General features: G+C 63.7%; 19 protein-coding genes. 16 read left to right on the top strand and 3 right to left on the bottom strand.

Annotation, left to right across the window (positions count from 1 at the left end):
* The 7 genes from AC56PL_RS24540 to AC56PL_RS24510 are packed head-to-tail and all read left to right on the top strand — an operon-like array spanning nt 1 to nt 7,748.
* Nucleotides 1–1,296 (top strand): MCE family protein, encoded by a 1,296-nt coding sequence (locus AC56PL_RS24540; RefSeq protein ID WP_495517478.1) that lies wholly within the window; start codon nt 1–3, stop codon nt 1,294–1,296.
* Nucleotides 1,293–2,327, top strand: a complete 1,035-nt coding sequence (locus tag AC56PL_RS24535) for an MCE family protein (RefSeq protein ID WP_495517479.1) — start codon at nt 1,293–1,295, stop codon at nt 2,325–2,327. Before AC56PL_RS24540 ends, AC56PL_RS24535 begins: the two co-directional genes overlap by 4 nt.
* A 19-nt stretch (nt 2,328–2,346) precedes the next feature.
* On the top strand, nt 2,347–3,387 hold the full coding sequence (locus AC56PL_RS24530; RefSeq protein ID WP_497155435.1) for an MCE family protein: 1,041 nt from the start codon (nt 2,347–2,349) through the stop codon (nt 3,385–3,387).
* Complete coding sequence (locus AC56PL_RS24525; RefSeq protein WP_497155434.1) at nt 3,384–4,493, top strand: MCE family protein; 1,110 nt, start codon at nt 3,384–3,386, stop codon at nt 4,491–4,493. Before AC56PL_RS24530 ends, AC56PL_RS24525 begins: the two co-directional genes overlap by 4 nt.
* On the top strand, nt 4,490–5,599 hold the full coding sequence (locus AC56PL_RS24520) for an MlaD family protein (RefSeq protein ID WP_497155433.1): 1,110 nt from the start codon (nt 4,490–4,492) through the stop codon (nt 5,597–5,599). Before AC56PL_RS24525 ends, AC56PL_RS24520 begins: the two co-directional genes overlap by 4 nt.
* The gene (locus AC56PL_RS24515; RefSeq protein ID WP_497155432.1) at nt 5,596–6,879 is read left to right on the top strand and encodes an MlaD family protein; all 1,284 of its coding nucleotides are present in this window, start codon (nt 5,596–5,598) and stop codon (nt 6,877–6,879) included. The genes AC56PL_RS24520 and AC56PL_RS24515 overlap by 4 nt, the downstream gene beginning before the upstream one ends.
* Entirely contained in the window at nt 6,876–7,748 is an 873-nt protein-coding gene (locus tag AC56PL_RS24510) for an Rv1363c family protein (RefSeq protein ID WP_497155431.1), read from the top strand. The genes AC56PL_RS24515 and AC56PL_RS24510 overlap by 4 nt, the downstream gene beginning before the upstream one ends.
* A 143-nt stretch (nt 7,749–7,891) precedes the next feature.
* On the opposite strand, the gene AC56PL_RS24505 is transcribed toward AC56PL_RS24510, so the two are convergent.
* The gene (locus tag AC56PL_RS24505; RefSeq protein ID WP_497155430.1) at nt 7,892–9,103 is read right to left on the bottom strand and encodes an HNH endonuclease; all 1,212 of its coding nucleotides are present in this window, start codon (nt 9,101–9,103) and stop codon (nt 7,892–7,894) included.
* A 286-nt stretch (nt 9,104–9,389) separates the two neighbouring features.
* Nucleotides 9,390–10,346: a LysR substrate-binding domain-containing protein gene (locus AC56PL_RS24500; protein WP_495517486.1), complete on the bottom strand. Its 957-nt coding sequence runs from the start codon at nt 10,344–10,346 to the stop codon at nt 9,390–9,392.
* A gap of 101 nt (nt 10,347–10,447) precedes the next feature.
* Between AC56PL_RS24500 and AC56PL_RS24495 the strand changes: the two genes are divergently transcribed.
* From AC56PL_RS24495 to AC56PL_RS24455, 9 genes are all read left to right on the top strand, one after another.
* Complete coding sequence (locus AC56PL_RS24495) at nt 10,448–11,608, top strand: XdhC family protein (RefSeq protein ID WP_497155429.1); 1,161 nt, start codon at nt 10,448–10,450, stop codon at nt 11,606–11,608.
* 78 nt (nt 11,609–11,686) lie between these two features.
* Nucleotides 11,687–12,577, top strand: a complete 891-nt coding sequence (locus AC56PL_RS24490; protein WP_497155428.1) for an FAD binding domain-containing protein — start codon at nt 11,687–11,689, stop codon at nt 12,575–12,577.
* 17 nt (nt 12,578–12,594) lie between these two features.
* Nucleotides 12,595–13,116 (top strand): (2Fe-2S)-binding protein, encoded by a 522-nt coding sequence (locus tag AC56PL_RS24485; RefSeq protein ID WP_497155427.1) that lies wholly within the window; start codon nt 12,595–12,597, stop codon nt 13,114–13,116.
* Nucleotides 13,113–15,518, top strand: a complete 2,406-nt coding sequence (locus tag AC56PL_RS24480; protein WP_497155426.1) for an aerobic carbon-monoxide dehydrogenase large subunit — start codon at nt 13,113–13,115, stop codon at nt 15,516–15,518. Before AC56PL_RS24485 ends, AC56PL_RS24480 begins: the two co-directional genes overlap by 4 nt.
* A 24-nt stretch (nt 15,519–15,542) precedes the next feature.
* A complete protein-coding gene (locus AC56PL_RS24475; protein ID WP_497155642.1) occupies nt 15,543–16,460 on the top strand; it encodes an XdhC family protein in 918 nt (305 codons plus the stop codon).
* Nucleotides 16,457–17,065 carry a nucleotidyltransferase family protein gene (locus AC56PL_RS24470; RefSeq protein WP_497155425.1) on the top strand — a complete coding sequence of 203 codons (609 nt, stop codon included), beginning with the start codon at nt 16,457–16,459 and terminating at the stop codon, nt 17,063–17,065. Before AC56PL_RS24475 ends, AC56PL_RS24470 begins: the two co-directional genes overlap by 4 nt.
* A 13-nt stretch (nt 17,066–17,078) precedes the next feature.
* The gene (locus AC56PL_RS24465; protein ID WP_497155424.1) at nt 17,079–17,966 is read left to right on the top strand and encodes an AAA family ATPase; all 888 of its coding nucleotides are present in this window, start codon (nt 17,079–17,081) and stop codon (nt 17,964–17,966) included.
* A 49-nt stretch (nt 17,967–18,015) separates the two neighbouring features.
* Complete coding sequence (locus AC56PL_RS24460) at nt 18,016–19,263, top strand: vWA domain-containing protein (RefSeq protein ID WP_497155423.1); 1,248 nt, start codon at nt 18,016–18,018, stop codon at nt 19,261–19,263.
* A 10-nt stretch (nt 19,264–19,273) separates the two neighbouring features.
* Nucleotides 19,274–21,136: an HNH endonuclease signature motif containing protein gene (locus AC56PL_RS24455; RefSeq protein ID WP_497155422.1), complete on the top strand. Its 1,863-nt coding sequence runs from the start codon at nt 19,274–19,276 to the stop codon at nt 21,134–21,136.
* Nucleotides 21,137–21,194: 58 nt separating this feature from the next.
* Here the strand turns inward: AC56PL_RS24455 and AC56PL_RS24450 are convergent, their stop codons facing one another.
* Nucleotides 21,195–22,814: an FAD-dependent monooxygenase gene (locus tag AC56PL_RS24450; protein WP_497155641.1), complete on the bottom strand. Its 1,620-nt coding sequence runs from the start codon at nt 22,812–22,814 to the stop codon at nt 21,195–21,197.
* Nucleotide 22,815: the final 1 nt, after the last annotated feature.

Here is a 22,815-nt window from a genome sequence, read left to right as displayed (position 1 = left end):
ATGTTCGATGCAGACCCGCGGGGTCACTCCAACCTGAGGCTGTACCTGTTCGGTATCGCCACGCTGGTGTTGGTCGCACTACTCCTGGTGGCGTTGATGGCCAAGGTGAACGGCAAGTTCGACGACGTCGTGAAGGCCACCGCCGTACTCGCCGATGTCGGTGATGGCCTGCCCAACAACTCAGACGTCAAGTATCGCGGCGTGCTGGTCGGCACCGTCACCGGGCTCGAACCGGGACAGGACGGTGGAATGAACCACGTCGATTTGTCCCTCGATCCCGCGTACGCCCGCGACATTCCGCAAACGGTGACCGCAAGAGTGGTGCCCAGCAACGTGTTCGCCGTCTCGTCCATCCAGCTGATCGACAACGGTGCGGCGCCGCCGCTGACCGAAGGGGCGATCATCGAGCAGGATGAGAGTGCCTCGACCATCCAGTTGCAGACCGCGATGACCAAGCTTCGCGAGATCATCGCCGCCTCGGCCCGGGTGGGTACCGATGAAACGGTGGGACTTCTGGCCGTGGTGGCACAGGCCACCGATCGCCACGGTGCCGAGATCTCGGACGCCGGAGCCGCACTCGATCGGATCACCAGAGAAATGGACGCGATCGTCGGGACCGGCAGCGGGCCGTCGACTCTGAACGCACTGAGCGGTGCGGTTCAGGGGCTGAATGAGTCGGCACCCGAATTGCTCGACGTGATGCACAGCGCGGTGGTGCCGATGAAGACGCTGGCGGAAAAGAACCGTGGGCTGAACGCATTGTTGGCAGGTGCCTCGACCACCTTGGCGACGGCGAACACGGCGCTGGCCAACAACACCGACACGATCATCGGCATCACCACAGACCTGTCGCCGGTGCTCGGTGTCCTCGCTGATGGTGGGTCGTCGTTCACCCAGATCACCACCAGTCTGGCGAACATCTCCGACAAGTGGTTCGAGGAGTTCTGGCCGGTCGGTGCACAGAACGGCACCGGAAAGTTCTTGTTCCAGTTCACCCCTCACCGAATGTTCACCCGGGCCGACTGCCCACGCTACGGCGAGCTGGAAGGCGCGAGTTGTCAGACGGCGCCCGTGGGGGACGGGATCTCGACGTTCCCGTCGCGCAACGGGGCGCAGAACTTCATGTCGGCGCCGATGGGCGGCAATGTCGGTTCCGTGGGCAGTGCTCAGGAGCAGGAAGTGCTCGGCAAGATCATCGGGGAGGCACCGAGTGCCGCGTCCACCTTGCTGCTCGGCCCGGTCGCCCGCGGAACCACGGTCAACGTCGATGCCGCAGAAGGGGGTCCGCAGTCATGAGCTATCGCAAACCGCTCATCGGTCTGATCATTTTCCTGGTCATCTCGATCACGTTGACCTGGACCGTCTTCAACACGCTGCGGCGCAGCGTCGACGGACCGTCGACCTCGTATACCGCAGTGTTCAGCGATGTTTCCGGCCTCGGTATCGGTGACGACGTCCGGATGGCCGGTGTCCGGGTGGGGCGCGTCGATTCGATCAAGCTGGACGGGCTCGTTGCCAAGGTCGGTTTCCGGGTGGAATCCGATCAGAAGATATACGGAGACACCAAGGCCTCCATCACCTATGAGAACATCATCGGCCAGCGCTACCTGGGGCTCTCACTCGGCGACTTCGGTGATCCGAGCGTCATGACCGGAGGCGAGATCCCCCTGCAGCGCACCGAACCCTCGTTCAACATCTCGGTGCTGCTCAACGGATTCGAACCGCTGTTCAGCGTTTTGGACCCCAATCAGATCGACAACATCACGACGTCCATCATCCGGGCACTGCAGGGTGACAACGGATCGATCACCGCGCTCGTCGCGCAGACATCGGACCTCGCGGAGTCGTTTGCCGGCCCCGATCAGATACTCGGCGACATCATCGGCAACCTCGACGGCATCGTCCGGACCTTTGCCGAGCAACGTGGCGCCGTCGACACGGTGATCACCCAATCGCAGGCGATGTTCACCCAATTGGCGCAGCGTCGCGAAGAGCTCGTGACCTCCATCGATTCGATTTCGACGGTGGTGGGACGAGTTGCCACACTGGCCAATGAGGCTGCGCCGGAACTCAACCAGTTCATCACCCGGCAACCTGGTTTCGCCAAGCACTACATGGACAACCTGGATGCGTTCGCATATCTGGGCTTCAATGTCCCGATCCTGCTGAAAGGGCTTGCCCGCGTGACCCAGGCGGGCGCCTATATCGACACGTATCTGTGCACCCTGAATGTCACGTACATCCCGGCCCTGAGCAATGTGATCCCGTCCATCGTCGATGCTGCCACGCCCGGCGGCAAGACCAAGTTCTCCCCGGCGTGCCAGTGAGGACATCATGCTGAAACGAATGGTCTCGAACACGGGCCGGGTGATCCGGCAGCCGGTGGAAAAGCACAACATGGCGGTGCTGGGTGCGATCACGGTGGGCATCATCGTGGTCCTGCTCATCGCGCTGTTGCAGATTGCGGGCGCGGGTTTCGGCAAGGTCAAGTACGACGCAGATTTTGCGCAGGCGGCCGGGGTGAGCCCCGGCGATTCGATCACCGTGGCCGGGGTGTCGGTGGGTACGGTCGCCGCGACCCGGCTGGCGGGTGACCACGTGGTGGTGACGCTGGAGATCGATAGTGATCTGGATCTGGGCGCTGACACCACTGCGTCCATCCAGCTGACGACACTGCTCGGTTCGCGGTACGTGGAGCTCAAGCCGGCCGGTGCCGGGAGCCTTCCCGATGGCCGGATCAACCTGGCGCACACCGCTGTTCCCTACGACCTTCAGCAGCTGATCACCAGTGCGACCACAACGTTCGAGCAGGTCGACTTCGCGAACATCGGCGAGACCATGACCACACTCTCGGCTCAACTGGAGGGTACGCCGGAGCTGATACCCCAGGTCCTCACCAACGTCGAGAGTCTGGCGTCGATCATGGCCGACCGGCGGGGCCAGATCGGATCTCTGCTCACCAGCACCAAACAACTCACCGAGGTGATCCGCAAGCAGCAGGGCAATCTGGGCTCGCTGGTGGCGCAAGGTCGAGAGGTATTGCAGGAGATCAACTCTCGGCGCGCGATGATCGATCAACTGTTCGATGCCACCACTGAGTTGGTGGATCAACTACAGACGATCGTGGTGGACAACCGGCCTGCGGTCGACGAGCTGATCACAAATCTGAACGGGATGATGCAGACCCTGGCGACCAACGACGATCTGCTGCGGAACGCCCTGCAGATCTTGCCCGTCCCGATCCGCAACTTCGCGAATGTCACCGGTACCGCCAATGAAGCCGACTTCACGTCGATTGCCGGACCGTTCGTCGATTCCTGGATGTGCGCGATCAGCGGCCGGGCCAATCAGGTGAATCTTCCCGAGTACCTGAAGGACTGCAAATGAGAACGGGCAAGGCAGTGATCAAGTTTGCGGTCATCGCGGCGCTCGTTGCCGTGGTCTGTTTCGGCAGTGTCCGAGCGGCCACCGCTTCTGAGGGATCGATCAGGGTGAGTGCGCTTTTCGACAATGCCGTCGGCCTCTACGAGGGCAACGCGGTGGCGGTGCTGGGCATGCCGGTGGGGACGGTCGAGACGATCACCCCGAAGGGCACCCACGTGGAGGTGACGATGAAGATCGACGGTGACGTGAAGATCCCGGCGGACGTGAACGTGGTCACGGTGTCGACGTCGATCCTCACCGACCGGCATGTCGAGCTGTCCCCGGCCTACACGGCTGGGCCGACGTTGAAGAACAACGATCAGGTCGGCTTGGACCGCACCAAGACCCCGGTCGAGTTCGACCGGTTGCTGGCGATGGCCGATGATCTCGCGGTAGAACTCCAGGGCGACGGGCAGGGAGCCGGACCGGTTGCGCAACTCCTCGATGTCGGGTCGGCGATGACCGATGGCAACGGCCAGGACATTCGCAGCGCATTGACGCAGCTGTCCAATGCATTGCGGATGGGCGAGGATGGTGGTGCCGAGACAAAGAACGCGATCACCACCATCGTCGACAACTTGTCGGTCCTGACCGATGCCGCAGCCGCCAACGACGGGCAGATCCGCGACTTCGGCTCTGCAATAAGCCAACTCAGTGACATGCTCGCCGATCAAGACCTCGGCGCAGGCAACACCGGAGCCCAGATCAACGAGATCCTGTTGCAGGCCGAAAGCCTCCTTCGGGACAACCAGGGAAATCTGAAAACAACCGTGACCGATGCCAATACACTCCTGACGTCGCTGGCGGACTATCAGCGGGAGATCGGGGAGTTCCTGGACGTCACACCGATGCTGCTGGACAGCGTCTACAACATCATCGATCACGACAACAAGGTCGCCAGGGTGCATGCGCAGATCGAGAAGGTGTTCTTCGACGGCCAGCTGCTGAAAGAAGTGTGCAACGTGTTGGGACTTCGTCAACTGGGTTGTGCCACCGGCACATTGTCTGACTTCGGCCCCGACTTCGGGGTCTCGGCAATGCTCGAGGGTATGGCAGGGCTACCCCGATGATGCGCCGGGGTCGGAATGCGTTGGGCGGAGCGCTGGTTGCGCTCGCCGTGTTCACCAGTGCCTGTTCGATGGACCTCGAGTCGGTGCCACTGCCTGCGCGAAGTGTCGGTGGTGACACGTACACGGTCTACGCCACCTTCCAGAACGCGCTCAATCTGCCGAATCAGGCGAAGGTGAAACTCGCCGGTGCCGATATCGGCGAGGTCGAAGGTATGCGGGTCGAGGACTACACGGCCGTTGTCACGCTGAAGATCAGTGAGAAGGTGACCCTGCCGTCCGGCACCCGCGCCGAATTGCGTTCGGCGACACCGCTCGGTGACATCTTCGTGGCGGTTCAGCCCCCGGTGGATGCGGCCCCTGATGGCCCGGTTCTGCAGGACGGTGACGCCATCGAGATCGAGCAGACCTCGGCGGCGGCCACCATCGAGGAGGTGCTGACCACGTCGGCGCTGCTGGTCAACGGTGGCGTGATCCGCAACCTGACCAAGGTCATCAACGGGCTGGGGAGCGCGGTGGGCGACAAGGGTGACCGGTTGGGCGCCTTGATCGATCAGTCCACCTCCCTCATCGGTAAGCTCTCGGCCCGGTCAGGTGAGATCCGCACCACGCTGAACCAGACCAATCGACTGGTCTCGACGTTGTCCGCAGGCCAGAGCACCATCACCGACGCGATCGCGGCGGCAGGTCCGGCGCTGACCGTTCTCAACGCGAACACCGGTCAGATCCTCGGGCTCGTCAAGCAGCTCGCCGACGTCACCGCCCAACTGGCCAAATTCCCGTCGGTCGCCGGTACGGGCAACCGGGGAATGATCGCCGACCTCAACACCCTTGCCGCTGAGCTCAATGCCGCGGCGACAAACCCCAAGGCAGACCTCGACCAGGTGAACGCCTTGCTGGCCCCGGTCATCAAGATCACCAACGGCACCGCGGCCCATCCGTATGCCGATCTCGAAGACCTCTCGATCGGTGCGCTTGCGGATCCCGGGCATTCGGCCGATCCGGGAAGCCAGCTCCCGACCCTCGAAACCGACGGTGCCAACGCCATCGGCACGCTCACCCACACCCTCGAGCGGTTGCGTGGTCATCTGACGGGACCGCGCCGATGACCCAGCAACTGGAGTACGCGACCGGACCTTTGGAGACGCCGGCCAAACTCGTCGTCACCGGCGTCGGGAAACTGGTCGATCATCGTCTGTGGTTGTCGGTCGGCGCCCTGCTGATGGTGCTGATTCTCGGCGTCACCTATCTGGTGTTCGGGGTGTTCCAGGCCGATCCGACCGCCACGAAGATGACGGTGCGGGTCAATCTCGCATTGTCGGGTGGGTTGCTGCCGAAGCAGGACGTGACCTTGCGGGGTGTGCCGATCGGCAAGGTCGCGAGCGTGGAACTGTCAGATGACGGGGTGGTGGCAGTTGCCACGATCGAGGGCGGCGTTCAGATCCCCAGCGATGGTGAGGTTCGGGTTGCCGGGCTCTCTCCGGCCGGTGAGCAGTACCTCGACTTCCGGCCCACCACCGACGAGGGCCCCTTTCTGACCAACGGATCGGTCGTCGAGACCGACCAGACCACGACACCGGTTCCGATGGCGGATCTGCTGGGTGATCTCGATGGCATGCTGGCCCAGATCGAACCGGCCAAGGTCGAGACGATCATCACCGAGCTGGGGGTCGGTCCCGAAGGGCCGGAGAAGCTGGAATCGATCATCACCGGCGGAACCTTCCTCATCTCGACGCTCGATTCGGTGCTCCCGCAGACGGTGAGCTTGCTCAACAACAGCCAAGTTGTCCTCGGCACCCTCAAGGAGATGAGCCCGGGGCTGCAGGACACGTCGCAGAAGCTCGCAGGAACGCTGGACGGGATCGCGTCGATGGACTCCGGTTTCCGGACGTTCATCGACCAGACGCCGGTGACACTGCAGGCCGTCGACTCGATCATCGCCGACAACTCGCCGACAATGGTTCAGCTCCTGGGGAGTCTGACGACGGTTGCTCAGCTGACCTATCTGAGAGTCCCTGCGCTACAGGAGTTCTTCTTCCCGCAAGATCGGAACGGCTCGACCCTCGACGCGATCGCATCGGTCATGCGTGACGGAGGTATCTGGGCTGCGGTGAACATCTATCCGCGCAAGAACTGCCAGTACGATCTCCCGCGCCGTCCGCACTGGCAGGTCGACTTCCCGGAGCCGTACCTCTACGGCACCTACTGCACGGAAGATGATCCGTCCATGCTGATCCGCGGTGCCGCCAACGCCCCACGCCCAGCCGGCGACGATTCGGGTGGTCCGCCACCCGGTGCCGATCCGCTCGCGACCGCGTCGCCGACTCCCATTGGACCGGAGTCGATTCCATTGCCCTATGCAGGTCCGGTCCTGCCTTCGGCGCCATGACCACACAGCCCGGTGGTCACCACAACAACAGCGCAGACAATCCAGAGGAGAGAACGATGAGCAAACTCAGCGGAACGGTCACCTCCACTCCCGAAGAAAAATGGGGTCTGATGGCCGAGGATGCGGACGTCGAAGCCGCAGAAGCGGATACACCGGCGGTTGCGGTCGACACCTCGAAGAAGAACCCCGAGAAGGCCGACACTGCGCAGACCGACGCAGAGAACACCGAAGCAGAGAAGGCCGAAGCAGAGAAGGCCGAAGCAGAGAAGGCCGAAGTAGAGAAGGCCGCTGGTGGGAAAGGCACTGTCGGGAAGGGCAACAGGTCGTCTGCCAAGCGGGCTCGATCGGTGAAGGGTGCCGACACCGACCGCCGTTCGTGGCGGACGGTGTTCACGATTCGTCGGGCCGCCGTGGGTGCGCTGGCCGTGATCGCCATCGCGGCCATCGTCGTGGCGGCGATCCTGGGTTTGAAGTTGAACGAGCAGAACAACATCGATGCCGCCGCCGACGAAGCCCGGGCTGCGGCCGAGCAATACGCCGTGACCCTGACCAGCGTCAGCTCGGACCGCCTGGACCAGAACTTCGCGGCCGTACTCGACGGGGCCACCGGCGAATTCAAGGACATGTACTCGCAGTCGAGCGGGCAGTTACGCGATCTGCTTGTCGAGAACAAGGCGAACGCACAGGGCACGGTCATCGATTCAGGCATCAAGTCGGCGACGACGTCGAAGGTGGAGGTCATGCTCTTTGTCGACCAGAGCGTCACCAACACCGCGACGCCGGACGCGAGAATCGACCGCAGCCGTGTCCTGATGACCATGGAGAAGGTCGACGGACGCTGGCTGGCCTCCAAGGTCGACCTGCCCTGACGTACTCAAGCCAGTGGCGCTGCCGCCCGTCCCGCCAATCGACTGGGACGGACGACAGCACACGCTTCTTCACACTATGGAGTTGTCAAAGATGCAAGCGCGGTCCCGACAAGATCTCGGGTGCGCTGGTGGTGGAAGTTGGTTCAAGCGGCGAGGGTGAGGGTTCGTCGGTTGTAGGCCGGTAAAGGTTTTCGTTGCGGATCGATGTCGGCGGGTGGGATCAGCCAGGGATGGCCGTCGGAGCCCATGATCACGTCCCAGTCGGTGTGGTGAACCGCCATGTGGCAGGTGCGGCACAGCAGGCAACCGTTTTCGAGGGTGGTGAGGCCGCCGTCGACGAAGTGCACGATGTGGTGGCAGTCCGACCAGGTCGCTTTCGCCCCACATTTCACGCAGCAGACGTCGCGGATGATGATCGCCTTACGGACCAGCCCGGTGAACAATCGTTTCGGGGGACTCAGATCGATGGGGACTTGCTGCCCATCGATGGTGATCGAGGTGATCGACGAATCACACGCCAACAGTGCGGCAGTCGCCTCGGTGACCGGACCCATCCACGGCAGCGACGCAGCCTCGGGTTGGTCGGCAGGCACGGTGACCATCACCTCGGTCCGGGGCGCCGACACCAATATTTGCCCACCACCACCACAATCCAACAGTTGATGTAACGCATCAGCGCGGCGCTGGGTCGGAGAACGCGGATCATCGGAGCCGTCAGGTTCAGGACGCGCCCTTGACCACAGGTCCAGCGCCGAGTGCACCTTTTCCCCGATCACCGCATCAAGATCGAAGGTGCCGACACAACGGCCCTCGTGAACTTTGTATTCCAGACTATTCAGCGACCGGTCTTCAGCCGGCGGCGGACCACCCGTGTCTTTCGCCACCTCATTCCCCAGCGCTCGGGCCGCCGCGCTGATCTCTGCGGGTGGTGCTCCGGAGATGGCGTGGTTCAACAGTTTCCGTTCGAACTTGATCCGCTGCTCAGCGGTGATCGGATCCTCGGACCGCCCGACGACATGCGCGACACCTTTGACCACCGCATCGACATGCTCGGACGACAGAAACCCATCCTTCGAATATCCGGCAGTACGATCCAGACCTGCGAGGCCCGGTCCGATGCGCAACCACCGATACGCCGATGCTGGTGCCGCACCATTGGCCTGCAACAACTTTGACGTGGTAGACCCCTCCTTACGGGCGATACCCGACTCGTCGATCACCGCGGCGCACACCGCGAGTTGATGCTCGGTGGCGTTACGTAGGGTGATCAGATCCTTAGCCATGCCCAACGTGGCAGTTGGATCATCGGGGATTACTAGGTCGACGAGATCGTCGACCATCTCGAGAAGTCGCATAGCGCAGCACCTTCCAAGGAGAGAACAAACCGGGGGCGTCGACCGGAGTGTCTCTGCGGGGAAGGCGTCAGATACGTCGTGCTTGTGGTCGACTGACTTCACTGTACCTATTCGAACGCGTGTTCGCAAGAGTTGATTTCGCCCAATGTGGCTTGGGTGCAATATCTTTCGATAGCGAGACGAAACAAGTCGTGGGGGAGGTCGGTTGCCTGCTATCGCAGGCGGCGTAGGTCTGCGGCTACATATACGTGCACCATGCTGGCGATGACGACGCTGCGTCGAACGGCTAACTCCACAGTGTCACATGGACTTTCGGTCGAAAGCGGGTCACTCCTACGCCGGATCCGCGGATCATCGCCTGTGTGCATCTTGGTGTGGTGATGAATCGAAGGAGTTCCGAGACCGCTGGCTGACGGGACGCCGGTGGCAACGTGGACGCACTCCACTGCCCTGCAACCTGCAGTCCGGGGGCCTTGATCTGGATCAGGCGACGGGCTGCCAGGTCGGCGGCGACCGCAAAACCGATGGTCAGGCTCACCCCGCCGCTGCGGTGGACTTCCTCCATCGCGGCGGCATCGCTCTGGAATATTCGTTGTCTGGATTCGGGGATCCCCAGGTCGTGCAACATCTTTGCCTGCACACCGGTGGAGCTTCCGGCGCTGGGGCCGAGCACCCATTGCTGCTCGTGTAGCAGTGTCGATGTGGGCGCTCCGGAGGCGAGTGGGTTGCCTGGTGCCGCAACCGTGATGACCTGGTAGTTGAGGAACGGACGCACCGCGATGGAGTCACTGGGCGGCGCGGCCTGTGGACCCAGCGCTATGTCGACCGCACGTGATTCGATGAGATTCTTGAAGTTGGCGGTCGGATGCACGCTCAACTCCACCGAGAGGTCTTTGGCGCGGGAGGCGAACAATTCGATGAGACCCGGTGCCGCGTGCTCGGCAAATGAGCTCGATGCCGCGATGTTGAGCAGTCGTCGGCCACGGGCTGCTTCTCCGACCTCGATCACGGTCTGCTGCTGAAGACCGAGGATCTCCGTGGCTCGTCCGGCAAGTCTCAGGCCGCCCGGGGTGAATGCCAGCCCGCCGGCGGTCGGTGCGAACAGCGGATCGTCGAGTTCTTTACGCAGTTGCGCAACATGCGTGGAGATCCCGGCGTCGGTCATACCCAGTTCCTGTGCTGCCGCGTGCACGGAACCGTGCCGCACGACGGCGGAATAGGCTCGAAGCTGAGCGGGTGTCACGTTCTGAGCCTACGTTGGAGGTCAGGCCCGACACGTCGATTCGTGAACGGCCAATTACAAAGGGACGCGGGCACAACGGGTCGCGTAGAGGAGTTTGAGAAATGCAGGACGTGCTGGCGGATCTGATGCGCATCTGGGGTTCCGGGGGAACCGCGGGTGTCGGCACTGTCGTGCGGACGTTTCGGTCCGCTCCCAGGCCGGCCGGGGCGCTGATGGTGGTGGCGCCCGACGGTACGGTCAGCGGATCCGTCTCCGGTGGATGTGTGGAAGGCGCGGTCTACGAACTGGCCGCCGACACCGCACAAAATGGTGAACCGGCTCTGGAACGCTATGGCGTCTCGGATGACGACGCGTTCGCCGTGGGCCTGACGTGCGGCGGGATCCTGGATGTATTTGTCGAGGCGATCTCGCAGGAGACATTTCCCGAGCTGGGCCAAATTGCCCAGGACATCGCCGATCATCAACCCGTTGCCATCGCGACCGTGATCGAACACCCGGATTCGGGGTGGATCGGGCGACGGCTTGTCGTCCGGCCGACAACGGTCGCCGGGCACCTCGGCTCTACCCGTATGGACAACGCGGTCGTCGATGATGCGCGCGGGCTTCTCGCTGCCGGGCGGAGTGAAGTCCTGAACTACGGTCCCGACGGACAGCGCCGCGGTGAAGGTATGGCGGTATTCGTGTCCAGCCACGCCCCGCGCCCTCGGATGTTGGTGTTCGGGGCCATCGATTTTGCCGCGGCCGTGGCTCAGCAGGGATCGTTCCTCGGCTATCGGGTGACGGTCTGTGACGCGCGTCCGGTGTTTGCCACCTCAGCGCGATTTCCCACCGCGGATGAAGTTGTCGTCGAGTGGCCTCATCGGTACCTGTCCGCGCAGGTGGACGCCGGAGCGCTCGATCAGCGCACGATCATCTGCGTCCTGACCCACGATCCGAAGTTCGACGTACCGCTGCTCGAGGTGGCCCTGACGATGCCCGAGGTGGCCTACGTCGGCGCGATGGGGTCGCGGCGCACTCATGACGATCGGGTCGAGCGACTCCGTGCCGTCGGACTGACCGACGATCAGATCTCGCGCCTGGCGAGTCCGATCGGGCTCGATCTCGGTGCACGGACACCGGAGGAGACCGCGGTGTCGATCGCGGCGGAGATCATCGCGCGACGGTGGGGCGGCGGGGGCCGACCGCTGCGTGAAACCGATGGTCGGATTCATCACGAACAGGAAGCGCCGGTTGCCGAGAGTCCGGCGCCGGTAGCGAATTAAGTGATCACTTAATTCGGTCTTGACCCTGGCCGCAGGCGGGGTCACTGTGGTCACCTCCACGATTGTGAGGTAGGTCACATGCAGGTTCCTGGACCCTTCGAATACGAACGCGCAACGGGCGTCGCGGACGCCATTGGACTCCTCGATCGGCTCGGGGAGGAGGCGCGCGTGGTCGCAGGCGGGCACAGCCTGCTCCCGATGATGAAGCTGCGCCTGGCCAACCCCGAGTATCTGATCGACATCAACGATCTCGCCGCCGAGCTGGGCTATATCGTCTGCGACCCGACGCTCGTCCGACTGGGGGCGATGGTCCGCCATCGCCAGGTTCTCGAGTCGGATGCCCTGGCGGCGGTCTGCCCGATCTTCCGGGACGCCGAACGGGTGATCGCCGACCCGGTGGTCCGGAACCGGGGAACCGTCGGCGGGTCTCTGTGCCAGGCCGACCCGGCCGAAGATCTGACAACGGTGTGCACGGTATTGGGTGCCACATGTCAGGTACGCGGACCCGACGGTGATCGGGAGATCCTGATGGACGACTTCTTGGCCGGTCCGTATGAGACCGCGATGGCGCCCAATGAACTGCTGATCGAGGTGAGGATCCCGGTCCGGCTGGGTACGTCGAGCGCCTATGCGAAAGTCGAACGGCGGGTGGGCGATTGGGCGATCGCCGCCGCTGGGTCGTGCGTCACGCTCGAAGGTGGTGTGATCGCGGCGGCCCGCGTCGGGTTGACCGCGGTGAACCCGGACGTCGAGGGGCTTGCCGACGTGGCAGCCGTGCTCGTCGGCAACTCGCCGGGTGAGGAGTTGTACGCCGAGGCGGGCGCCGCAGCGGCGGCGGCCTGCTCGCCGGTGACCGACAGCCGGGGAAGCGCTGACTACAAGCGGCATCTCGCCTCGGAGTTGACCATTCGCACGCTCCGCACGTCTGTCGAACGGGTGTTGGCCATACCCGCCCCAGAAGGAAATTAACCGGAAGGGAATTGATCATGCTCGTGAATCTGACCATCAACGGTGAGGCCGTCACGGCCGACGTGGAACCACGCATACTGCTTGTCCACTTCCTCCGAGACCAACTGCGGCTAACCGGAACCCATTGGGGATGTGACACCAGCAATTGCGGAACGTGTGTGGTGGAGGTCGACGGGGAACCGGTGAAGTCGTGCACAATGCTGGCGGTCATGGCCGACGGTCGCTCGGTGCGCACTGTCGAAGGCCTCGAGGTCGACGGCAAACTCGATCCCGTGCAAGAGGGGTTCATGCAGTGTCACGGCCTGCAGTGCGGATTCTGTACACCCGGGATGATGATCACCGCGCGGGCGCTGCTCGACCGCAACCCGGACCCCGGCGAGGACACCATCCGGGAGGCGATCTCGGGTCAGATCTGCCGATGTACCGGCTACACGACGATCGTGCGATCGATCCGGTGGGCCGCCGAGCACAGTGTCGACGCAACCACTGAAACCGCCGGCCCCGTCACACCCGTCGAACCCATCGGGAGTTCGTCATGACCACGGTTCAATCACGACCAGGGGACCCGCGACCAGATGACGTGGTCGACAACGACCACAAGCCCTGCGGGCACGGCAAGATGCTGCGCAAAGAGGATCCGAGGTTCATCCGGGGCCGCGGCAACTACGTCGACGACGTCGTCCTGCCGGGGATGCTGCACCTGGCGATTCTGCGGTCGCCGGTGGCGCATGCGCGCATTGTCGGTATCGACAGCTCCGCGGCGCTGGCCCACCCGAAGGTCAAAGCGGTGGTGACCGGTGCCGATCTGGCCGAGAAGGGTCTGGCCTGGATGCCGACCCTGTCGAACGACGTGCAGGCGGTCCTGGCCACCGACAAGGTTCGTTTCCAGGGGCAGGAGGTGGCGTTTGTTGTTGCCGAGGATCGGTATTCGGCGCGCGATGCCCTCGAACTCATCGACATCGAATACGACATCCTCGATCCGGTCATCGATGCACGTCGGGCGCTTTCAGATGACGCCCCGGTCATCCGCACCGATCTGGAAGGCAAGACCGACAACCACTGCTTCGACTGGGAAACCGGTGATGCCGCGGCGACGGAGGCGGTGTTCGCCCGTGCCGATGTCGTCGTCAAGCAGGAGATGGTCTATCCACGAGTGCATCCTGCGCCGCTGGAGACGTGCGGGGCGGTTGCCGACCTGGATCCGGTGTCGGGCAAGTTGACGTTGTGGTCGACCAGTCAGGCGCCGCACGCGCATCGAACGCTCTATGCGCTGGTGGCAGGTTTGCCAGAACACAAGATCCGCGTCATCGCTCCCGACATCGGCGGCGGATTCGGCAACAAGGTCCCGATCTACCCGGGCTACGTCTGCGCCATCGTGGCGTCTCTCGTTCTGGGTAAGCCGGTGAAGTGGATGGAGGACCGCAGCGAAAACCTCACCAGCACAGGTTTTGCCCGCGACTACATCATGGTCGGTGAGATCGCCGCGACCCGGGACGGGAAGATCCTGGCGATTCGGTCGAACGTACTGGCCGATCACGGGGCCTTCAACGGCACCGCCGCCCCGGTGAAGTATCCGGCCGGGTTCTTCGGGGTGTTCACCGGTAGCTACGACATCGAGGCCGCCTACGCAAAGATGACCGCCGTCTACACCAATAAGGCGCCCGGCGGTGTTGCGTACGCATGCTCCTTCCGAATCACCGAGGCCGTGTATTTTGTTGAACGCCTTGTCGATTGCCTCGCGCAAGAGTTGAAGATCGATCCCGCGCAGCTGCGGTTGCAGAATCTCCTTCGTCCCGAACAGTTTCCGTACAAGAGCAAAACGGGTTGGCTGTACGACTCGGGTGACTACGAGAAGACGATGCGACTGGCGATGGAGATGATCGGCTACGACGCCCTGCGGCAGGAACAGAAGGAAAAGCGCGCCCGCGGAGAACTGATGGGTATCGGGATGTCGTTCTTCACCGAGGCGGTCGGGGCCGGACCTCGCAAGGACATGGACATCCTGGGGTTGGGTATGGCCGATGGGTGTGAGCTGCGGGTTCATCCCACGGGCAAAGCCGTTGTGCGACTGTCGGTACAGAGCCAGGGGCAGGGCCACGAGACGACTTTCGCGCAGATCGTCGCCGAAGAGCTGGGTATTCCACCTGACGATATCGATGTGGTGCACGGTGATACGGACCAGACACCGTTCGGCCTCGGCACCTACGGAAGTCGGTCCACGCCGGTGTCGGGTGCCGCTGCGGCACTGGTGGCGCGCAAGGTTCGCGACAAGGCCAAGATCATCGCGTCCGGGATGCTCGAGGCGTCGGTTGCCGACCTGGAGTGGGCGAAGGGATCGTTCCATGTGAAGGGTGACCCGTCCGCCGCGGTGACGATCTCCCAGATCGCGATGCGCGCCCATGGCGCCGGTGATCTTCCCGATGGGATCGAAGGTGGTCTCGATGCCCAGATCTGTTACAACCCCGAGAATCTCACCTATCCGTACGGCGCCTACTTCTGTGTTGTGGACATCGACCCGGGTACCGCACAGGTGAAGGTGCGCCGGTTTCTCGCCGTCGACGACTGTGGCACCCGGATCAATCCGATGATCATCGAGGGTCAGGTGCACGGAGGCATCGCCGACGGAATCGGGATGGCGCTCATGGAGATCATCGAATTCGATGAGAACGGGAACTGTCTCGGTGGCTCGTTGATGGACTATCTGATTCCCACAGCCGTGGAAGTTCCACACCTGGAGACGGGTTTCACGGTGACACCGTCGCCGCACCATCCGATCGGTGCAAAGGGTATCGGCGAATCTGCCACGGTCGGCTCGCCGCCTGCGGTGGTCAACGCCGTCGTGGATGCCCTGGCGCCCTATGGGGTTCGGCACGCCGACATGCCGCTGACCCCGTCCCGGGTGTGGGAAGCCATGCAGGGCCGGGCGACCCCACCGATCTGAACGGAGATCATCATGGCGAAGTCGATCACGGTGGACGAACGCGTCAGACAATTGTTGTCCCGGCGTACACCGTTTGTGCATGCGACCGTGGTGCGTGCCGGTCAGCCGACATCGGCGCGGGCCGGTGATGAGGCAATTCTCCTGTCCGACGGGACAATCGAGGGTTTTGTCGGCGGGCAGTGCGCTCAGAACTCGGTGCGCCGGGCCGCGCTCGGGGCATTGCAGGGCGGCGAAAGTGTTCTGCTGCGGGTACTGCCTGACGGTGATCTGCATTTTCCCGAGGCCGCAGGTGCATCGGTTGTCGTGAATCCGTGTCTGTCGGGCGGCGCTCTGGAGATATTCCTCGAACCGCAGATACCGAGTCCGCTGATCCGGATCTGTGGATCGGCACCGATTGCCCAGGCGCTGGCCCAGATGTGCGAACTGGTCGGTTTCGAGGTCGATCAGACCGGGCAGCCTCATACGGCCACTGACGACGAATCGACCGATGCCGCCGGAGCTTTGACCGACACCGCCGCGGTTGTGATCGCCAGCCACGGTGGCGCCGAGGCCGCGATAATCCGGTCTGCCCTCGACGCCGGCGTCGATTACATCGGGTTGGTGGCGAGCCGAATTCGCGGGGCGGCGGTTCTTGCAGAGGTCGCGCCCACGGTCGACGAGGGCCTACGCATCCACACACCTGTCGGTCTCGACATCGGAGCCAAGACCTCGGCGGAGATCGCGGTGTCGATCGTGGCCGAACTCATCGCGGCCCGCCGCGGGGGAGGTATCGCGGCCGCGCCCCGGCCGACCGTTGAGTCGCGGGAGGCGGTGGACCCGGTGTGTGGGATGACCGTGTCCATCGGACCTGACACGGTGCACGCGGCGATTGATGGTGCCGATCACTGGTTCTGCGGTACCGGTTGCCGGGATTCGTACCTGTCGGCGATCGGATCCCCATGACACGTGGTCGGCAAACGGCGGTGGTACTGGCCGCCGGCTCCTCCCGAAGGCTCGGCGTACCCAAACAGCTTCTGCCGTACCGGGAGACAACACTTCTCGGGGCTACGATCGACATGGTCCGCGGGTGCGGGTTCGATCAGATCGTCGTGACACTCGGCAAGGACGCCGGTGCGATACGTGAGCGTGTCGACCTCGGCGGCGTCGATGCGGTGGAGGTCGAGGACAGTGGCTTCGGCTGCGGAGCGTCGCTGCGATCGGCGGTCGGGGCGGTGGACCCGGCCTCGTCAGGTCTGATCCTGTTCCTCGGTGACCAACCCGGGATCGAGGCCACGACGGTCCATCGCCTGCTATCGCAGGCGGGAGACGGTCCGGGCACATCGGCGAAGATCGTGGTCACGCGATATCGCGGACATGCCGGGCATCCGTTCTGGTTGGACCGCAGTATCTTTGCGGCGGTGGCGCGACTCCGAGGCGACAAGGGTCTGTGGAAACTCATCGCGTCCGGGCGCTTCGACACCGCAACTCTGGAGGTCGACACCCCGATCCCGCCCGATGTCGACACCTGGGACGACTACATCGACCTGCTGTCCGCGACACATATATGACAAGGCCACGGACATGACAGGGGGATTCACCGATACCGCCGACGTGATTCGCCGGTTCGACGAACACGACCACCTGCTGGACATCGGTACCGCGACCGCCATCTATCTGGCCACGACCATGGGCAGGCCGTTGTTGCTCGAAGGTGAACCGGGAGTTGGCAAGACAACCGCGGCAAAGACTCTGGCGCTGGTACTCGGGGCACCCCTGGTGAGGTTGCAGTGTTACGAAGGGCTGACCGCGAACGAAGCGCTCTACGACTGGAACTACCAGCGCCAGTTGCTCAGCATCAGACTTGCCGAATCGCGGGGGACCGACATCTCCGAATCGGATCTGTTCACCGAGGCCTATCTGATCGACCGTCCGATCCTGCACTGCGTCCGACACCGCGGCGCGACGCCGCCGGTTCTGCTGATCGACGAGATAGACCGCGCCGACGACGAATTCGAGGCCCTGCTCCTGGAGTTCCTCGGCGAGGCGGCGGTCACGGTTCCCGAACTTGGTACGTTTGTCGCCCCGACGCCACCGATCGTGGTGTTGACCTCCAACCGCAGCCGCGACCTTCACGATGCGCTGCGTCGTCGGTGTCTCTACCACTGGATCGACTTTCCGCCGCCGGCACGCGCGGTGGCGATCGTTCGCCGGACGGTACCGGGAGCCACTGCGGCACTGATCGATCAAGCAACCCGGTTCGTTTCCCGAGCGCGTGAACTCGATCTGGACAAACCTCCCGGCATCTCCGAGACGATCGACTGGCTGGCGGCGCTCGTGGCACTCGGTGTGGGCGATCTGGTCGCCGACGACGCGTCGGCGGCCCTCAGTGCACTCGCCAAGACCCCGGACGATCGCGTCGCCGTGCACGAGGCGTTCGTGGAGTTCGCGGGTGGGTTGAGCACCGCGTGAGAAGGCGACATCGGAGGTGACAAGTGCGGCGGGAAGAACTGTCACGTTGATGCGCGGCGTCGACCTCGCGGCGTTTGCCGTCGCGGTCGATGCCCGCCTGCGTCGTGGCGGGGTTGCCGTCTCGGCAGGCGGTCCGGCCGCGTTCGTAGAAGCCTTGCGCCACTTGGCGCCCCACACCAGAACCGAGTTGTACTGGGCGGCCCGCCTGACGCTGGTCGACCGGGCCGACGACCTGGTGGCTTTTGATGCCGTCTTCGATGAGGTGTTCGCCGGTTCCGGGCTGGGGCTCGATCCGCCGGGTAGAGCCGCTCCGCTGTCCGGCGTCAGCCCGTCTGTGCCTGACCCCGGTGGGTCACAGCCGGGACGGTCGGAGGATGAGGCCGCCGGTTTGCCCTGGGCCACACGACGCACGGTTGCGGGCGCCGCCGGAGCAACGCCGGACGGTGCGGTACTGCCCGATCTGCTGCCCAGTCGCCTGATGGCCAGGGCCGACGAGCCGTTCGAATCGTTCGACGCCGATGACCTGCGGGTGCTCGGAGCCTGGCTGGAGCATGCGGTGGCTCGCTGGCCCCGCCGGAGGTCTCGGCGCCGCGAGTACGGTCGCCGTGGCTCGGCTGTCGATTTTCGGGCGACGATGAACCATTCTCGCCGAACCGGATTCGAGGTCGCAGTTCTGGTCCGGCGGCGGCCGCGTCTGCGTCGGCGCCGGGTTGTCTTCGTCTGCGATGTCAGTGGTTCCATGCAGCCGTACACAACGACGTATCTGCACCTGATGCGGGCTGCGGTCGACCGGCGTTCGATGATCCGGCCCGAGGTGTTCGCGTTCGCGACGGCGTTGACGAAACTGACGGCGATCCTTGCCCACCGGTCGCCGGAAGCTGCCGTTGCGAAGGCAAACGACAAGGTTGCCGACCGATTCGGGGGCACTCGGCTGGGCCACAGCCTGGCCGAACTCGTGGCGTCGCCTGCGGGACATTCACTCCGCGGTGCGCTGGTGGTGATCGCCTCGGACGGCTGGGACAGCGACGATCCAGACGTGATCGCGCGGGTGATGTCCAGGATCGCCAGTCGGGCGTGGCGGGTGGTCTGGATCAATCCTCGCGCGGGAGAACAGGATTACGAACCGAAGGCCGGAGCGATGGCCGCAGCGCTGCCATTCTGTGATGCCTTGGTGTCGGGCCGGACCCTCGCGGAGCTGCACGAGCTGTTCCTGTTGCTGGAGGATTTGGGGAGCCGCGCCACGACTACGAAACCGCCCGATCTCCTTGGCGGAACCAATGTCAGACCCCTCGTTTAGACTCAAATGTATGTTCGAGGGGGAGATCGAAGATGCAGGTGGGGACGATGAAATCGGTCCCGTCTATCTGCTGCGCACCAACGAGTTGTTGCGCAATACCGAGCTGGCGATGGCCCAGCAGTCGCGGATGGAGTGGGAGCGTTATGCCGCTGCCGCGATGATGCACCGGCTACTGGTGGAGCCGACTGCAGGTACCGAAGCTGAGATGCGGGCACTGGATCCGTTCGCGCAGTGTGCGGCGAGATTGTCTGTGGCACAGGGGTTGACGCAGCGGACCGCGGAGTTGCAGATCAATCGCGGGGTGGCGTTGCGCGATCGCCTGCCTGCGGTCAATGCGTTGTTGAAAGCCGGCCGCATCGCCGCGCACCACATCCCGGACATCATCGCGCGGACCGAGTTGATCGAGGGCTCAGCCGCCCATATGGCTGAGATTGATCGAGGTATCGCCGAGGCGCTGGGTCGGCGGGGGTCGTGGTCCAAGGGCCGGATGCGAGACATGGTCGATGCCATCATCTTCCGTCGGGATCCGGACCTGGTCCGCAAGAATCGGGAGGACGCGAAGAACAATCGCGGCGTGTGGGCCAACAACACCGACCACGGCATGGCGGTTTTGGATGCGCATTCCACCGCTGAGGAATTGACGTTGATCATGGCGAGGCTGGAGAAGTTGGCCATGGCCACGTGCAAGGCTGATCCGCGGAAAAAGTCTGATCGGATGGCCGATGCGTTATTCGCCACGGTGATGGGCCGTGAGTTCCTCTGTGAATGCCCGAACGACCCAAAACACCCCTGCACCGCCGAGATTGTCACCGTCCCTGCCGGCCAGATGGTTTCGGGTGTGGATGTGAAGATCGTGCTGCATGTGATCACCGATCAAGTCACCGTTGACGGACGCGCCGAGAATCCAGGATTTCTGGATGGTCACGGTGTCATCTCCGGCGATCATGTTCGCGACATTGCAGCCCGCCCGGAAACTGTGCAGCGGCCAATGGGCAACAAACCTGCGCCCGCACAGTCGGAGCAACCAGAATCTGCATCTGCATCAGCGGAATCCACACCGCCCGAGCCTGAGCAGTCCGGACCCGCATCACCGCAGTCCGAGACCGACCCAGCGCAACCAGCACCCGAGCAGCCAGAAGCGGTGCAGCCAGAAGCGGTGCAGCCAGAACCAGCGCTGCCCGAGCAGGGGATACCAAAACCGAAGCGGCCGAACGTGTACGTGCGCCGCTCGCAGAACCCGTCAGTCGAGAACCTTCCCGGTGACGGCGACGACAGTGTCATCGTCACAGCGCCGTTTCCGCAGGTGATTCCGCTGCCGGCCACCCAACCGGGTGACCAGTACCGGCCCTCGGTCGTCTTGGACACTTACCTCCGGATCCGGGATGTGTACTGCATGTGGCCTGGGTGTGAGCACAAGGCCTGGGGCGCCGACCTGGACCACACCTGCGAGTACAACCACAACGAGCCTGAGGCCGGTGGCTGCACCCATCCGTCAGAGATGAAGACGCTGTGCCGTTTTCACCACCTGTTGAAGACATATTCGGATTGGCTTGATGATCAGTTCCCCGACCCCGAGACCGGGCGGTCGCGGCTCATCTTCACCACCCCCGAACGCCGCCACTATCACGGTCCGGGGTGGACCGGCGATGACCTGTTCCCGATGTTGAGGTTGATCGTTTTCGACAACCAACGCGGCTCACCACGGCCACGACCGCCGGTACCATCGTCAAGACCGCAGCCACACACTGTCGCGAAACATGCACGCCGTCAACAAGAACGACTGGCCAACCGTCGGCAGCGCGAACTACAGGAACAACACAACCAAGCAGTCCGGGACGAACGAGGAAGGAACGAACCGCCACCGACCTTCTAGATGTCATCCACGAGAACGATTCGTCGGCCCGTTCCTGCGAGCTACCCGTTCCTCAGAGCTACCGGAACGTCTTCGCGAGGAACCCGACGACGGTGTCTTCGGCGATGGCGTCGCTGCTGTAGCCCAGATATCCGTCGGGTCGAACAATGAATATGGAATGATTCTCGGCGCCATAGTTTTTGGCGAAATTGCCGGAGTCGTCGCGGATGACGGGCAGGGTGGTCGTTCCGATGGCTGCGGCCGCCGCGGCGACGACGTATACATCGAGTTCGCCGTGGGTGGCCGCCTGCGCCGCTGTCGCGATGGACTCGAGATCGACGATTTCGGCTACATCGTCCGCATCGCTGAGGTAGATGATCGCGGTATGCCGCAGGCGATCGAACAGTGAGAACAACCGGAACGGGTCGGTGACGATGTCGCGGGACAAACCGGTGGCATCCGGGGCTCGGACGCCGGGAACGAGCAGCGAGCCCTCGTCGGCCGGGGATCCGACGATCGGGCTGCCCGCATAGTCGATGAGGAGTTGGGCCTCACGGAGCATCAGCTGCTCCGGACTCGTCGATCCGGCGTCGATACCTTCCCGTGCGCTGCGGACGGTTCGCCCGACCACCTCTTCGCCGATCGGCCGGCGCTCGGCGTCATAGCTGGCGGTCAAACCGTCTGATGCCTTGCCGTTGACGGCCAATGCCAACTTCCACGCCAGGTTGTGGGCATCCTGAATACCGGTGTTCATGCCTTGCGCACCGGTCGGTGGGTGGATATGTGCGGCGTCGCCGGCAACGAACACCCGGCCGTGTCCGTACGAGTCGACGATCCGGTGGCTGATCCGGAACACCGATGACCACCGCAGGTTTCGCGCTGTGGTGGGTTCCGGGGCGAGCCGGTCGAGGACGGCCTGGATGTGTGAGAGTTCGGGTTTGCGCCCACCTTCGAATCCGTGCGCGATCGCCCCCGGCTCCGACGGTTTCGCCGAGGCGAGGTCCTCGGGGACGAGCATCGACATCCGGTATCGTCCGCGACCGGGAAGCGGGATACAGACGAGTAGGTCGTCGGTGGTGCCTTCGGTCTGGTGCATCACCCGCACCCCGTACCCGGGCGGCTGCACCCAGTCGACCTCGACGTCGCCGAGCATGTACTGCTCCTCGAACGCCGCGCCCTCGAACGTCAATCCGAGTGTTTTGCGGGTGATGCTGTGGGCACCGTCGCAGCCCACCAGATACTGCGCGGTGACGATCTCATCCCCGTCGGGGCCGGCAAGCACCGCGGTGACCTCTTTGTCGTCCTGGTCGAAACGCGACAGCGAGGTTCCGCGTTCGATCGGTAGATCCAGCGTCTCGAGGCGATCGCGGAGGATGCGCTCGGTCTCGTACTGGGGGATGGACGCGAAGCCGAAGGGCACATCGGCAGGTAGCGACAGGTCGATCCGGGACACTTCGATGCCGTTGACGTAGACGACCTGCCCGCGCATCTGGATCGCCGCATCGAGGATCTGGCGCAGCACACCCATCCCCTCGAACACCTCGAGTGTGCGGGGCTGGACACCGACGGCCTTCGCGTATTGCGGGGGCTCGAGGAGTGGATCAACGATTCGGCATCGGATCCCGCGCCGCCGCAGCTCGATCGCTGCGGTCAGGCCGATCGGACCGGCTCCGGCTATCAAAACGTCTGTATCGAACACC

Source organism: Williamsia sp. Y721, from assembly GCF_059683565.1.
The sequence above is the reverse complement of the archived record's forward strand: the minus strand, read 5'-3'. Positions and strand labels throughout refer to the sequence as shown.